The organism is Ruegeria sp. HKCCD6428 (assembly GCF_013110595.1).
Lineage (GTDB): Bacteria > Pseudomonadota > Alphaproteobacteria > Rhodobacterales > Rhodobacteraceae > Ruegeria.
The window spans coordinates 28014-43384 of sequence record NZ_WVQX01000002.1; the positions used below are offsets into that span (position 1 = coordinate 28014).

11 protein-coding genes are annotated in these 15371 nt (G+C 57.0%); 4 read left to right on the forward strand and 7 right to left on the reverse strand.

Annotated features, from left to right (window positions below; all coding sequences use genetic code 11):
* Positions 1-6 precede the first annotated feature (6 nt).
* Both cphA and GS620_RS05550 read left to right on the forward strand, forming a co-directional pair.
* Positions 7-2808, forward strand: a complete 2802-nt coding sequence (cphA, locus tag GS620_RS05545) for a cyanophycin synthetase (protein WP_171614538.1) — start codon at positions 7-9, stop codon at positions 2806-2808.
* Between the two features lie 14 nt (positions 2809-2822).
* Positions 2823-4559: a Mur ligase family protein gene (locus GS620_RS05550; RefSeq protein ID WP_171614540.1), complete on the forward strand. Its 1737-nt coding sequence runs from the start codon at positions 2823-2825 to the stop codon at positions 4557-4559.
* A 306-nt stretch (positions 4560-4865) separates the two neighbouring features.
* Here GS620_RS05550 and GS620_RS05555 read toward each other — a convergent pair whose 3' ends face one another.
* The 4 genes from GS620_RS05555 to GS620_RS05570 form a co-directional block, all read right to left on the reverse strand.
* The gene (locus tag GS620_RS05555; RefSeq protein WP_171614542.1) at positions 4866-5645 is read right to left on the reverse strand and encodes an IclR family transcriptional regulator; all 780 of its coding nucleotides are present in this window, start codon (positions 5643-5645) and stop codon (positions 4866-4868) included.
* An 11-nt stretch (positions 5646-5656) separates the two neighbouring features.
* Positions 5657-7015 carry a TRAP transporter large permease gene (locus GS620_RS05560; RefSeq protein WP_171331461.1) on the reverse strand — a complete coding sequence of 453 codons (1359 nt, stop codon included), beginning with the start codon at positions 7013-7015 and terminating at the stop codon, positions 5657-5659.
* Entirely contained in the window at positions 7015-7680 is a 666-nt protein-coding gene (locus GS620_RS05565; RefSeq protein WP_152460474.1) for a TRAP transporter small permease, read from the reverse strand. The genes GS620_RS05560 and GS620_RS05565 overlap by 1 nt, the downstream gene beginning before the upstream one ends.
* Positions 7681-7744: 64 nt before the next feature.
* Positions 7745-8983, reverse strand: a complete 1239-nt coding sequence (locus tag GS620_RS05570) for a TRAP transporter substrate-binding protein (protein ID WP_152460475.1) — start codon at positions 8981-8983, stop codon at positions 7745-7747.
* A gap of 109 nt (positions 8984-9092) precedes the next feature.
* Here GS620_RS05570 and GS620_RS05575 point away from each other — a divergent pair, with 109 nt between their 5' ends.
* Positions 9093-10688 carry a GMC family oxidoreductase gene (locus GS620_RS05575; protein ID WP_171117970.1) on the forward strand — a complete coding sequence of 532 codons (1596 nt, stop codon included), beginning with the start codon at positions 9093-9095 and terminating at the stop codon, positions 10686-10688.
* A gap of 93 nt (positions 10689-10781) precedes the next feature.
* On the opposite strand, the gene GS620_RS05580 is transcribed toward GS620_RS05575, so the two are convergent.
* The gene (locus GS620_RS05580) at positions 10782-12023 is read right to left on the reverse strand and encodes an acyl-CoA dehydrogenase family protein (protein ID WP_152460477.1); all 1242 of its coding nucleotides are present in this window, start codon (positions 12021-12023) and stop codon (positions 10782-10784) included.
* 11 nt (positions 12024-12034) lie between these two features.
* On the reverse strand, positions 12035-13174 hold the full coding sequence (locus tag GS620_RS05585) for a phosphotransferase family protein (protein ID WP_253283803.1): 1140 nt from the start codon (positions 13172-13174) through the stop codon (positions 12035-12037).
* Here GS620_RS05585 and GS620_RS05590 point away from each other — a divergent pair.
* Positions 13173-14108: a LysR family transcriptional regulator gene (locus GS620_RS05590; RefSeq protein WP_171614544.1), complete on the forward strand. Its 936-nt coding sequence runs from the start codon at positions 13173-13175 to the stop codon at positions 14106-14108. The two genes, GS620_RS05585 and GS620_RS05590, sit on opposite strands and share 2 nt — an antisense overlap.
* Before the next feature lie 81 nt (positions 14109-14189).
* Here the strand turns inward: GS620_RS05590 and GS620_RS05595 are convergent, their stop codons facing one another.
* Positions 14190-15260, reverse strand: coding sequence for a glycoside hydrolase family 99-like domain-containing protein (locus GS620_RS05595; protein WP_216597833.1), 1071 nt, complete (start codon positions 15258-15260; stop codon positions 14190-14192).
* Between the last annotated feature and the right edge of the window lie 111 nt (positions 15261-15371).

The following is a 15371-nucleotide window of genomic DNA, read 5'->3' on the forward strand; positions in this document are numbered from 1 at the left end:
AGCCTCATGAAAATAATCTCGACCAATGTCTTTGTCGGCCCGAATGTCTGGGCAAGTTTCCCCGTTATTCGCCACGTCATCGACCTGGGTATTCTGGAAGAGTGGCCATCGGCAAAAATTGGTTCCGAGTTTATCGACGAGTTGATCGAAGCGCTTCCTGGCCTTGCGGAGCATGGCTGTTCCTACCGCGAACCCGGAGGTTTCATCCGCCGTCTGCGTGAAGACGAAGGCACGTGGCTTGGTCACGTTCTGGAACATTGTGCCATCGAGGTTCAGAACGTAGCGGGCACTGACGTGACCTTTGGCCGGACACGCGGCACAGGTGAGCCGGGCCAGTACAACATGGTGTATGAATACCGTCAGCGCGACGTTGGGCTGGACGCAGGGAAGCTGGCAATGCGGTTGCTGATGCATCTGTTGCCTCAATCCCTGAAAGATCTGGTGGATTACGATTTCGACCCGGACTTTAACTGGGACGACGAACTGCGCAGCTTTGTTCTGCGCGCACAGCGCAAGGAATTCGGCCCGTCGACCGGGTCGCTGGTCAAGGCGGCGCAAGAACGCGACATTCCCTGGATCAGACTTAACTCTGGCTCGCTGGTGCAATTCGGGCACGGCAAATACCAGAAACGCATTCAGGCGACGATAACATCCGAGACCAAACATATCTCGGTCGAGATTTCCTGCGATAAGGAAGATACCCACAACCTGCTGAACGATCTTGGCCTGCCGGTTCCACAGCAGCGCATGGTCTATTCCGCACGCGAAGCTGTGCGCGCTGCGGCGCGCATTGGCCATCCGGTGGTCGTCAAACCATTGAACGCCAATCATGGGCGGGGCGTTTCGATCAATTTGAATTCGGATGAAGAGGTCGAGGCTGGCTTCGCCGAAGCAAAGGAACATTCCCGAAGCCGCGCCATTCTGGTGGAGAGCTTTGTCACCGGGTTCGATCACCGGATGCTTGTGGTGAACAACAAGCTTGTTGCGGTGGCAAAACGGGTTCCAGGCCATGTGGTCGGTGATGGTACGCACACGATTGCCGAGTTGGTCGATATCGTGAACGAAGACCCGCGCCGGGGCATCGGGCATGAAAAAGTACTGACCATGCTCGAGATCGATACTCAGGCCAGGCGCCTTATGGATGCCGCAGGCGTAACCGAAGAGACCGTCTTGCCGGACGGTGAAATTTTCTATCTGCGTTCGACGGCAAACCTTTCGACCGGCGGCACTGCGATCGACCTGACAGATGTGGTCCATCCCGACAACCGCGACATGGCGGAACGAGCCATAATGGCGGTTGGGCTGGATGTTGGCGGCGTCGATTTCCTGATCGATGACATCACCAAATCCTACAAAGACATCGGCGGTGCCATTGTCGAAGTGAACGCAGCACCCGGTTTCCGCATGCATGTGGCGCCATCCGAAGGACAACCGCGCGATGTAGCCGGCAAAGTGATCGACATGCTGTTTCCAGCCAATGAGGAAACCCGCATTCCGATCGCCGCGATCACCGGCACCAACGGCAAGACGACGACGTCCCGAATGCTGGGCCATATTATGAAGACCAGCGGCAAAACCGTTGGCATGACCTCGACCGACGGGGTCTATGTCGATGGTAAGCTGAGCGTCAAGGGTGACATGACCGGGCCAAAATCCGCGCAGATCGTCTTGCGCGACCCGATGGTTGATTTTGCCGTGATGGAAACCGCGCGCGGCGGGCTTGTGCGGTCTGGTCTGGGATACCAGCGCTCGAACGTGGCGGCATGCCTTAACGTTTCGGCCGACCATCTTGGCCTTGGCGGCATAAACACAGTCGAGGAACTGGCCGTGGTGAAACGCGTGGTGGTGGAAAGCGCGACGGATACTGCGGTTCTGAATGCTGATGACATCAATTGTCTGAAAATGGCTGACTACGCCGGGGCGGATCAGATTTTCTACGTCACGACCAACCCCGGCCACAGCCTGGTCAAGGAACATATCAAGGCGGGCGGAAAGGCCATTGTTCTGGAAAAAGGCATGAATGGAGACATGCTGACGATCTATGACAACGGGCTTCACATTCCGGTCCTGTGGTCGCATCTGATCCCCGCCGCACTGGAAGGCAAAGCGATCTTCAACGTTCAAAACGCCATGTTTGCTGCCGCCATGGCCTACAGCTTCGGGGTCGATCTGGACAACATCCGGCATGGGTTACGCACCTTCGATACCAGCTATTTCCAGGCGCCGGGGCGCATGAACGTCTATGACGAACATCCATTCAAGGTCATTCTGGATTACGGCCACAACCCCGCCGCTCTCAACGCGATGGCCGCGTTGGCGGATCAATTGGAGATCAAAGGTCGCCGATTGTGTGTCGTTGCCATGCCCGGCGACCGGCGCGATGAAGATATCATCGACGGAGCTGCCGCGCTGGCCGGGCATTTTGACCATTTCATCTGCAAGGCCGATGACCGCCGCAGAGGCCGAGGACATGATGAAGTACCGCGGATGATGCGTCAGGCACTGATTGACAATGGCGTTGACGACGCATCCATTACGGTTATCCCGGATGAGGTCGAGGCCGTAAATGCCGGGCTGCAACAAGCGGCACCGGGGGATCTGTTGGTAATTTTCGGCGACGACACTACGCGCTGCTGGAAACAGATCATCTATTTCAGCTCTGACGGTGCAACCCCAGATGCCGAGGTTGCACCAAAGACCACGGCCGTCGACACATCCTTCGAGGACATGTTCGAAAACGATCAGAATCTGATCAGAGACGAGCGCGGTGTGCGCCTGGCGCGTGAAAACAGCGAAGACGCGGACTGAGCGAGGGCACCGGAATGGACCGGATTGAAGAGCTTGAAACCGCGCTGACCATAATAAGCGCGACCGCTGATCATATTCAGGTCGACGATGCCCGGCGTCTGACGGGCCCTGGCCTGTTATGGAACAAACCCGGCGCGGTGATGGATGTATTTTTCACCGGAATTGATCCATCCACGGTCTCGGCCCTGTGGGAAAAAAACGCCCGGCGAGTGCTGGACGCGCTGGGATGGACGGATCAGGATTTGACCCATCGCACATTCACTGGCGGTGTAAATCTGGCGATTTCCGCACCAATGGATCAGCTGTATTCGGCGATCTTCGCGGTGCAGACGGCGTGGCACTTCTGTGCCGCCGAGTTGTTGGATGCAACTCCCGGTGACTTTGATCAAATGGTGGCCGATGTCAAAGCTGTTGTGGTCAAAGAAGCCAATCCCCGCCTGATCGACCTGATCGCTGCGGCCGAGGCGCATGGCGTGGATATTCTGTGCGACGACGATGAGGTTTCAATCGGGCACGGTACAGGTAGTCAGGTCTGGCCGGTTGATGCCCTGCCCGTCCCTGGTGATGTGGACTGGTCCAGCCTTCACAACATTCCAGTTGCGTTCATCACCGGCACCAATGGCAAGACCACGACGACCCGGTTGCTTGAGGCGATCGCGCGGGCATCTGGCAAAGTTGCAGGGCTGACCTCGACCGAGTTTGTGCGGGTCGGCAACGACATTCTTGACCGAGGCGATTACTCGGGCCCGGGTGGCGGCCGGATGCTGCTGCGCGACAAGCGCCTTGAGATCGCCTGCCTTGAAGTGGCCCGCGGGGGTATTCTGCGCCGTGGTCTGCCAACGCGTGCGGCCTCGGCGGCCGCTGTCACAAATGTTGCGAATGACCATTTGGGTCAGTACGGCGTCAATACCGTGCCGGAACTGGCACAGGCGAAGTTCGCCGTGCATCGCACACTTACCGATGGTGGCGTGCTGGTTCTGAACGCTGATGATGCGTATGTCCGTGCCGAGGCAAAAAACACGTCGGCAAATATCTGGTGGTTTTCCTTGGATGCACAAGCGGATCTGATCCGTGAGGCGCGCGATTCCAACAAATGCTGCGCCTATGTGCAGCAGGAAAATATCGTGTTTTTCGATGGCACTTCCGAAAAGACGGTGATTGCCGTGTCAAACGTGCCCGTGACCATGGGCGGGGCGGCGAAATACAACACCCTGAACGCCTTGGCCGCCATGTGCCTTGCTCTGGCGCTGGACCTACCCCTTCAGGCAGTGCGAGATGGATTGGCCGGTTTCAAACCCGATGCAAAGGACAATCCGGGGCGCTGCAACGAGTTCAACTATCATGACGCCCGTGTTTTTGTAGATTTCGCACATAACCCGCACTCGATCTCTGCCGTGTGCGAAGCGCTGTCAGGACTTCCGGCAAAACGTCGCTTTATCATGCTCAGCCATGCGGGCGACAGATCGGATCAGGACATTCGGGACGTCACCGCGACGGCTTTGAAATTCCAACCTGACGTAATCGTTGCAGCCGAACTGGAAGGCTATCTGAGAGGCCGGGCGTTGGGAGAAATCCCGGACCTGATCGAATGGACGGCCTTGAAGCACGGATACAACGCTGATCAGATCCAAAGGGCCCCATCCCCTTCTCAGGCCGCGGCCAGGATTCTTAAACAACTTGAGCCGGGCGATCTTGCTTTGTTGCTTGTCCTGTCAGAACGCGACGCCGTTTTTGAGATGCTGGGCGCTTAGGTACGACACCTATTGGCGTACCCCGGCGATCTATTGGAAAACAAACAAACCCCGCATTGGATTTGCGGCATCTAAGAAATCACGGCCACGAATGACTGTCGGCCTGATCATGGGTTTTCTATATTTGTGAGGACGTAATCCACCGTTCAATCTCGCCTGGGGAAACTGAGCGAAACCAATCGCCCGAGTTGTCAGGTCACGGTCGATCTCGGCAGGCATTCGGCGATCACGAAGCTTTGGAACACAGTCCGGGCCTAACAACACAACCCTGATGTTTTTCGATTGCCGATTATCCCGGTGCCCCACTTACTCGCTCAACAGCTGCGACAGTTTTTCTGCACCCCGGCGCAAAGTGTCGAGAAATGACTTCAGACTGCCGACATCATGCCGTTGCGTCGGGGCATGAACTGAAAGCGTGGCAACCAGCCTGCCCTGCGCGTCCTGCACCGGCACGGCGATCGCCACCATGCCCGCCATGAATTCTTCGTCGTCGGTGGAAAATCCCCGCTCGGCGGTGATCTTGATTTCACTCAGCAGGGCCTTCGGCTCTGTCAAAGAACGGGCAGTCTGCTCTTTTAGCTTCCCGGCTAACAGAAACCCGTTCAGAGTTTTGGGGCGCAAGGTGGAAAGGTACATCTTGCCACTGGCCGTGCAATGGAACGGCACCTGGGTTCCGATCGGCAATTGAATCCGCAACGGCCATTTGGTTTCCACCCGGTCTAGATAGATCATGCCTTCGCGATCCGGGATGGCCAAATTGCATGTTTCGCCCACTTCATCGGCCACGCCGCGCAGGATGGCGAGACGCGCGGTCCGCAGATGCTCGGCGGACATGGTATTCACGGACAACAGCCGCAGTCTTCTGCCCGGACCATAGGACCGTCCGTCAAGATCGCGTTGCAAGAACCCTTCTGCCTCTGCCGTTTGCAGCAAACGATGGATGGTGGGTTTGGCCAATCCCAATGCATCGATCAGATCCGAGGGTTTGACCGCAACGCCGCGCCGTGCCACCTCTTCAAGGATCAGCAACAGGCGCAGGTTGGTGGGAATCTGAGTTTCTCTGTCTTTAGTATCAGTCTCGGCCATCCTTCAACATTCTAGTTATTTGGCAGAAGGATCAAGGCCAGTTCGGGGACCAGCGACACCAATATCCAGACGGATAGCAGGGACACCAAGTAAGGCACCGTATAGCGCAGCAACCGGAAGTACGGCACGCCCGTCACGCCTGAAGCGACATACAGGTTAAGCCCGTATGGTGGTGTGATAAACCCGATGGACGCCCCGACCAGGAAGATGACCGAGAAATGGATTGGATCAATTCCAACCGAGGCTGCGATCGGCGCAAGGATCGGGGCCAGGATGATGGTGACCGGAAGGCTTTCCAGCACCATGCCTGAAAAGAAGACGATCACCATCGATGTGAACAGAACCGCATGGTACCCCCCCATGGAGGTCACGAAGTTTCCGATTGTTTCCTGTGCGCCAAGCAGGGACAGGATCTGCTGCATCACCACCGAAATTGCGATCAAGGGGGCCAGGATACCCGTAATCTGGGCAGACCTGATGACGATTGAGGGGATCTCTGGGATCGTGAACCCTTCGACCACGAACATTTCAGCGAAGCTCTTTTCGGTTGGCGGTATATCGTTCCGGGCCCCCATGATGCGGTTGATCGGGTAGCTGACCAGCCCCGCGATGACACAAAAGCCCACGGTCACGCCGGCGGCCTCTGTCGGAGAGAACTTGCCGGTATAAATGCCCCAGAGCACAAGACCGATGGCGAAAAAGCCGAGCCAGGCACCAAAGGCGGTTTTCAGCACCCGGTTCAATTGCAGTGGGATCAGATAGCCCCACCCGTTCATGCGGCAGATGACCCAGCATGCCAGTTGCATCCCGATGACCATCAGCGCACCGGGCAGAATACCGGCCACGAACAATTCGGAAATCGGCAGGTTCATCAGAAAGCCATAGACGATGAAGATGATCGAAGGGGGAATGATGATACCGACAGTACCGCCCGCAGCAGCGGTCGCGGCGCTGAACCGTTCGTCATAGCCGCCCTTTACCATCTCGGGATGCAGCATCGACCCGATAGTCGCCGTCGTGGCGGAGTTCGACCCGGAAATCGCCGCGAACAACCCGCAGGCCCCCAGCGACGCCATTGCAAGTCCGCCGCGTATCCAGCCCAAACAGGCATAGGCAAAATCACTGAGCCTTCGCGCGATACCGGATTTGTTGATCAGATCTCCGGTCAGGATGAACAGCGGCATTGCCAACAGGGCGAAGCCCTTGTTGAAGACGTTCAGCAGTTCGGCCCCCATATTGTCCAGCGTCAGACCAAGGACAAAGGAACATCCAATGACCCAGTAACCGATGACCAGCAGCACCGGCACGCCCAGCATGAACAGAAAGGTGACCCCCAGCGAGATCAGTGTAACAAGTGTTCCGTCTGTCATCAGTCTGCCCCGATCACGGCCTGCTTGATCAGCGGCTCGCCTGTTTTCCAGTTGTGCAAATCATCGGCGAGGTTCTGAAACACGCGACCGACCATCAAGAAGAATGACAATGGTGCAGCCAGCAGGAACCACCACTGCATGATATTGTCCGTGCCCAGAACGATCTGAAAGTTCGAGGCCGAAAGCGCCACCAGTCGCGAGGTGGTCACGATAACGATCACCGCAAAGATGAACCACAGTACCGCGTCAAGAAACAGGCAGGCTAATTGCCCTCCGCGGGGCATAGCGGTGCGGAATTCACTGAAACTCAGATGCGTGCGCAGGCGTACGTTGTAGGACGCTCCAAACCAGGCCATCACCATGAAAAGAAGCGGAGGAATGGTCGTGGACCAGGGTTCCTGATCATTGAAGACAAACCGGTCGATCACGCCCCAGAAAATGATCAGCGCGATGGCAAGATAAGAATACACCATGACCGACCGTTCCAGATGACGTTCGATCAACGGCACCTTGCGATAGATCAGCATGACCAGCAAACCGCCGATCGCGGCAACGACCGCACCAACGATCCAAGCGGCGTCGGATTCCAGAGCAAGTTGAATCTCGAAAGAATCCTGGCTGAGAAATGCGCTGAATATTGCGCCAATGTCCGCCCAAAGTGACATGAAGCCCGTCCTCCCAGTGGGTATTGATTGAACCGGCCCGTTCGGGCCGGATCTGGCAGTCTAATCAGGCCTCGCCCTTCCACCAGCGGCGCGGCTCGACATTTTCCGGCAGCGTGTCCGCGGGGATCTCGCGCGCGATGTCGTAGATCTCCTGGTATGTGTCGATGCCACCGGCCCATTTGTTCAGCCGCTCGCGCCACTGCGCCCACGGCTCGGGGTTGTAGTTCGGAGCACACATTTCTTCGGCCAGTTTGATCTGGTCCTCCGGCAGGAAGGCAGGGCGCACACCGTTTTCCGCAAAAATGGTTTGCGGCAATTGCGGATCCGAGAATCCGACAGTGTTCAGCAGTGCCGCCTCGTTCGCTCCCTGAATCAGAGCCTGGGTGAAGTAAGACGACTCCATCACGGCATCCTGCAATTCACCGCCCAGCCCATCGAATACTTTGGCTGACATCGAAGTGTGTTCGGTACCGCAGAAGAACTTCAGGTTCACCGATTGCGAGACCACAGGTGCCATGTTCGCATAAGCCACCGCCGAGGCCCAGGTTTCCGCACCATCGATCAGACCGGTCTTGAGCGCATCCAGCGTTTCTTCCCATGCCACCGGCACTGGGTTCAGGTTCAGTAGTTGCATCGCGATCCGGCCAAGCTGCGTGCCCGTCACGCGGTTCTTGGTGCCGAACAACTCTTCCAGCTTGGTGACGGTCGGCTTGTCGGCAAAGGTCGAGCCCATTTGCAGACCGCGCAGTTCACAATGGGTGAACAGGAATTTCAGCCCGTGCCGCTTTTCCAGCGGGTCGCGCAGGATGCGCTGGCTGGCGGGGCTGTAGAAGAAATGATACTGCGCCGCCCGGCTGGGGAACATGTAGGCATAGTCCAGAACGTTCAGATACGGCGCACCGCCGGCCGAATTCTGGGTCGAGGCCGCGTAGATATCGACGATTCCCTGCTGGGTTTTTTCAACACAGCTCAGTTGTCCGCAGATCTGGTTGTCGCCGATGAACTCGATGCGAATCTCGCCATCTGTGCGTTCTTCCAGGTCGCGTGCAAACTCGATGGCGCCGGCGCGCTCGATTAGCAGGTTGCGGGTGTTGAAGCCCGACGCACCAAATTTCAACGTGTGCTTCGGTTCTTTCGAAAAGCGTTTTTCATACGTGGATTCCGCCGCTTGCGCCAGATTGGCCAAGCTCATTGCCCCGCCAAACCCTCCTGCTGCAAGCAGCGTCGAGCTCATGCCATAGCGCCCTGCCACCCGAAAAAAATCCCGCCGAGAAATACCACTCAGTTTCCGACCAATCTCCATTGCTTACCTCCCTGTTCGCAATTATTGAGACGTTTTGTATCAAAAAAGGCTAGTATATTTCTTGCATCTTGCATAGAGTTTTTTTCAACGACGTTGGAAGGAGGCGGTCATGGAAGTGGATTATGCGGTAGTTGGCGCGGGGTCTTCGGGCTGTGTCATCGCCAATCGGCTCAGCGCCGACCCCAACACGACCGTCGCGTTGTTGGAGGCTGGCGGCCGCGACACCAATCCCTGGATCCACATCCCGGTTGGCTATTTCAAAACCATGCACAACCCTTCGGTGGACTGGTGTTACAGGACCGAGCCCGATCCGGGCCTGAACGGGCGTTCGATCGACTGGCCACGCGGCAAGGTGCTGGGCGGCTCATCCTCTCTGAACGGTCTGCTCTATGTGCGCGGCCAAAAAGAGGATTATGACCGCTGGCGCCAGATGGGGAATGTCGGCTGGGGCTGGGACGACGTGCTGCCTCTGTTCAAACGCAGCGAAGATCAAGAACGCGGCGAAGACCCGTATCACGGTGTCGGTGGGCCGCTGTCGGTGTCGAACATGCGCATTCAGCGACCGATCTGCGACGCATGGGTCGCGGCAGCGCAAGCCGCCGGATACCCGTTCAATCCGGATTACAACGGCGCAGATCAGGAAGGCGTAGGGTATTTTCAGCTGACCACCCGCAATGGGCGCAGGTGCAGCTCGGCAGTGGCGTATCTGAAACCCATTCGAAACCGACAAAACCTGAACATCATCACGAACGCATTGGTGACACGCATAACGCTGGATGGGAAACAGGCGACCGGACTTGTCTATCGGGATCGCGCAGGCAATGAGAAAACCCTGAAGGTGCGGCGCGAAATCATCCTGTCCGGCGGTGCTATCAACTCTCCTCAGATTCTGATGCTGTCGGGTATCGGCGATCCGGACCACTTGAAGAAAAACGGCATCGATCCGGTCCATGCCTTGCCCAATGTCGGCAAAAGACTACAGGATCACTTGCAGGCCCGTCTCGTTTTCAAATGCAATGAGCCCACATTGAATGACGAGGTGCGCAGCCTGATCAATCAGGCCCGTATCGCGCTCAAATACGCTTTGTTCCGCGCCGGTCCGATGACCATGGCGGCCAGCCTTGCGACCGGATTCATGAAAACGCGCCCGGACGTGGAAACACCCGACATTCAATTCCATGTACAGCCTTGGTCCGCCGACAGCCCCGGCGAAGGCGTGCACCCGTTTTCCGCCTTTACCATGTCCGTGTGCCAGCTGCGGCCGGAAAGCAGGGGTGAACTGCATCTGAACGGCCCGGACCCATCACAGCATGTAAAGATCATTCCGAACTATCTGTCGACGGAAACGGATTGCCGAACCATCGTCGACGGCGTGAACATCGCCCGCAGAATCGCACAGCACAATCCGCTGGCATCGAAAATTTCCGAAGAGTTCCGCCCGACATCCCAACTTTCGACCGACGATTACGAGGGCACGCTGGACTGGGTCAGGTCGAATTCCGTTTCAATCTATCACCCAACAGGGACCTGCGCGATGGGTACGAATGAAACCGCAGTCGTTGACCCCGCGCTAAAGGTGCACGGCATCGGAAACCTGCGGGTCGCGGATTGTTCGATCATGCCGGAAATCGTCAGCGGCAACACAAACGCCCCCGCGATTATGATCGGAGAAAAGGCGAGCGACTTGCTTGCCGCCGGAACATAGCGCGCCACGCTCCGTATCCGAATGCCCGGGGAAAATGGGCAACTCGGCTTGCGTGTCTCAGAGAATTTCCGGTGCTGCCATCCCTGCCCTGACCTACCGCAGAGGCGGTGTCAGCCACTGCGCCGACATCCCATAATTGGAATTCTTCAACTCCTGTTTGGCGATAGCCTGAAGATGGACCTCATCCGGTCCATCCGCATAGCGCAACGCCCGGGCCCAAGTGTAACTGTCGGCCAATGGCGTGTCGGGTGTCATCCCCATTGCGCCAAAAACCTGCATTGCACGATCCGTAACCTTTGCATGTACCTGGGGCGCCACGACCTTGATCAGGGATATTTCACGGAAGGCCTTTTTCGCCCCCACCTGATCTATTTTCCAGGCCGCCTTCAGGGTCAACAGCCGCGCCTGTTCAATTTCCAACCGTGATTTGGCGATCCATTCACGGATCACGCCTTGTTCCGAGAGTTGCTTGCCAAAGGTCTTTCGTTCCTGAGCACGTTCCACCATCAGGTTCAGTGCCATTTCCGCCGCCCCGATCGAGCGCATGCAATGGTGAATTCGCCCCGGCCCAAGCCGCGCCTGAGCCAGTGCAAAACCGCTGCCTTCCTCGCCCAGCAGATTGCCGACCGGGACGCGCACGTCCTTGAACACCAGTTCAGCATGGCCTTCGGGATCGTGCATGTTCAGGATCGTCGGATTGCGCACGATCTCCAAACCGGGCGTATTCTTTGGAACGATGATCATGCTTTGCTGTTTATGGCGATCGGCGTTCGGGTCGGTTTTGCCCATGACGATGAACAGTCTGGTATTGGGGTGGCACGCATTGGTGATGAACCACTTGCGGCCATTGACGACGTATTCGTCACCCTCGCGCCGGATGGATGTCGTTATGTTGGTCGCGTCCGAACTGGCCACGTCGGGTTCGGTCATGGCAAAGGCCGAGCGGATCTTGCCGTTCAACAGCGGCACCAACCAGTCTTCGCGCTGCTCGGGCGTGGCGAACATGTGCAGCAATTCCATGTTCCCGGTATCTGGCGCGTTGCAGTTGAAGACTTCCGAAGACCAGCTCACCTGCCCCATCAGCTCGGCCAGGGGTGCGTAATCAAGATTGCTGAGCCGCGTTCCGGGCTCATCATCCCGCAAAGAGGGCAGGAACATGTTCCAAAGCCCTTCGGCGCGGGCCAGCGACTTGAGGTCTTCCATGAACGAAACGGGGAAATTGCCGGCTTCTATTTCCTCTTTGTGGTCGCGAATGCGCGGATAGATATGCGCCTGCATGAAGGCTTTCAGCCGGTCGTGCATTTCCGTGGCGCGTGGCGATGGAGCAAAATCCATTGTGATCCTCTTCAGTGCGTTGCAGCAGCGATTTCGTCGAGCGCCATTTGCGCCAGAGGGGCCACCAGACCCTTGAACGCCATTGCGTTCTCGTTCGATGCGTTTCCCGCCAGCGCACGGCTGTAAACACCCTGTGCAATCGCAGCCATCCGGAAAAAGGAAAACGCCAGATAGAAAGTCCAGTTTTCAATCTCCGGCAGGTCACGAAGCGAACAATACCGCTCGATCATCTCAGCTTCGGAAGGGATGTTCAAAGCAGCGCGATCCAGCCCTTGCAGCCCCCGGATCAGACCGGTGGGCGGCAATCTGAGACACACACAGAAATAGCCCAGATCAGCCATCGGGTGGCCCAGCGTCGAAAGTTCCCAATCCAGAACCGCGGTGATCTGCGGGGCATCCGAAGCGAAGATAAAATTGTCTATGCGAAAGTCACCGTGGATCAGACTGACCGAACCGTCACCATCGGGCAGGTTGCGGGACAGCCAGCCCATAAGCTGTTCCATCTCGGGAAGATTACTTGTTTCTGCGGCGCGATACTGTTTGGTCCAGCGGCTGTACTGGCGTTGGAAATAGTTTCCCGGCTTGCCGAAGTCGGACAGGCCGACAGCGCCTGTGTCAACCGAATGCAGCGCGGCCAGAACCCGGATCATTTCGTCGAACACCGGATGATGGTCGGCCACGTCCAACTCGGGCAGCGCCGGGTTCCAGAAGATACGGCCCTCCTGGAAGCTCATGACATAAAACATGGAACCGATGACATCCGTGTCCTCACACAGCACGTAAGGTTTGGCGACCGGAACCGCAGTGCCATGAAGTGCCTTCAGAACACGATATTCCCGATCCACGGCATGGGCCGAAGGTAACAGGTCACCTGGCGGTTTGCGGCGCAGCACGTATTTCGAACCACCGGCCTTCAGCAGATAGGTTGGGTTCGACTGCCCACCCGAAAACTTTTGATAGGACAATGGGCCGGCGAAGCCTTCGATATGACGCCCCAAATAGGTCGAAAGCCGCTCGGTATCGAGTTCGAGGCCGGATGAGGTCATGCATGAAACTCCGTATTCCGCCGGGATGCCATTCAGCTTACCGCCCCCAATGACATTTGTGAAATTTACTTGCATGATCGTCAGCATAAATTTGGTGAATGACATGACGACCAAGCTCAACAAGATCGACCTGAACCTTTTTGTTATTTTTGACGCCATCTACACCGAACGAAATCTGACCCGCGTTGCCGAACGCCTGTCGATCACGCAACCCGCCGTCAGCAACGCCCTGACCCGGTTGCGCAAGACACTGAACGACCCGCTTTTCGTGAAGACTAGCACGGGGATGCAGCCCACGGCCCTGGCAGAGAGCATTTCGGACAGGATCTCAGCCGCTCTTCACCAGTTGCAAGCCGCATCGGCGCAGGGTGAACGGTTCGACCCGTTCACCAGCAAACGGCTGTTCCGGGTCAGTTTGGTCGATCTTCACAGCCTCATCATCCTGCCCGGGCTTTTGTCCGGGTTTCAACGCACGGCACCACAGGTCGAACTCAGCCTCGTGCGCATTCCCCGCCGGGATACGCGCAAGGCGTTGCAGCAGGGCACGATCGACATCGCGTCGGACATTCCGATGCCGGACAGTTCGGATCTGATCAGCCGGACCATCATGAAGGACCGCTATGTCTGTGCCATGCGACCCGACCACCCGCTGGGTTCGGGCCCATTGACGCTGGAGCGTTATCTTCAGCTGACACATCTGCATGTTTCCTCACGGCCTCAGGGGGCGAGTCCGGTCGACATCGTCCTGCGCAAACTGGGCGCACGGCGCAAACTCGGGCTTCAGATGCAAAGTTATCTGAACATCCGGGATATTCTGCACAAGACAGATATGGTTGCCACGCTGACCGAATGCAGCGCGCGTGAAATGGGGCTGCGCATGTTGAGGCTGCCGGTTGAAGTGCCTCCGATCGAACTTCGCCTTTATCGGCATATCCGGTCCGACGGCGACGAAGCCGTACAATGGATGTTCGACCAAATCGCAAGTCGCACCGTCAGAGCGAACGAAACGGAACAGCATCATAGGGTCGATCAGAATTGATACGGAACCCCGGGCAACTTGTGTCGTCAGGATATCGGAGGCGCCAACCGTCAGGTCCGCGAAACCTCAAGGTCGGAAACATCACGTATTGATCTGACTTTCAGACTTCTTGGGTAACGCGTCATAGGTCGCCTGAAGATAGGCAAAGCCATATCTTCGGTCAGGCTCCAGATGCGTCCCCTCTGCCCACTCGTTCCACGCGTTTATGAAAACGATTTTTTCGTCGGCACTGTATTTTTCCTGCGCAAGAACCTGGCGGCACAAATGTTCCGTCCAGCGCTTGTAGGCATCGATCGTGAACCGCCCCATAATCCGGGGGGCATCCTGATTGCGCGCGGTATTGTCCCACGAGAGCGTAGAGGACCGAAACAGCTTGTACCGGGGTTCCGGCTTTTGAAGCTCTGCCTCGACCACGGCCTGGTAATCCAGAACGGCACCCGTGAACTCTGGATTGTAGATCCCCATCTCATCCGTGATGTCGGTGCGCTTTACCTGATGCGGTGGGAACTCCATAGCAGCGTCAAAACCCAGTTTCTCTGGGTCGCCGATATCGAAAGTCTGGGCAGCTATGAGATACAGGTCCGGCTCGCCCCAGCTTTGTGCCTCTTTTCGCCAAGCTGCGGTTGTTTCCTCGATATTCGGTATGATGTTCGCTCGGTACACGATGAAAACCGGTTTCCCATCTATCCGAATATAACGCGGATCATCAAAATATTTGCGTATGTGACGCAGAAGGTTCAGGGAATCCTCGATCGAATGGTTCTGCGCGATAAGAACGTCGTGCGCCCGTCCGTCCCAGCGGCGCGTCCAGTTTTCATTTGCCCATGTCAGGCAAAACGGCATGTCGACTTCCGGATTGCCCAACATTTGTTCGAGCGGGTGCTCCATCAGGGTCTTTCCGCCGAACCAGTAGTAGTAATAGGAGAACCCTCCTATCCCGTAAGACTTCGCGATCCGCGCCTGTTCGACCATGATTTCTGGCAACCGCAAGTCGTAGTAACCCAGATGAATCGGACAATGAGGTTGGTAATGGCCCGGATAATTCGGGACGGCCTTTCCGACATTGGACCATTCGGTAAAGCCTTTGCCCCACCATTCATCATTCTCTTTGAAGGGATGGAATTGCGGCAGGTAATGCGCAATTGCCCGCACTGCGGGTTCAGCTTTAGCAGGCGGGTCGAAGGGTTTGAACTCTTCTGCCCGACCGATGGCTTCAAAACCCTGCCTGTTGGATTGCCCCGGTTTGTCCCAACCCCTTTTGGG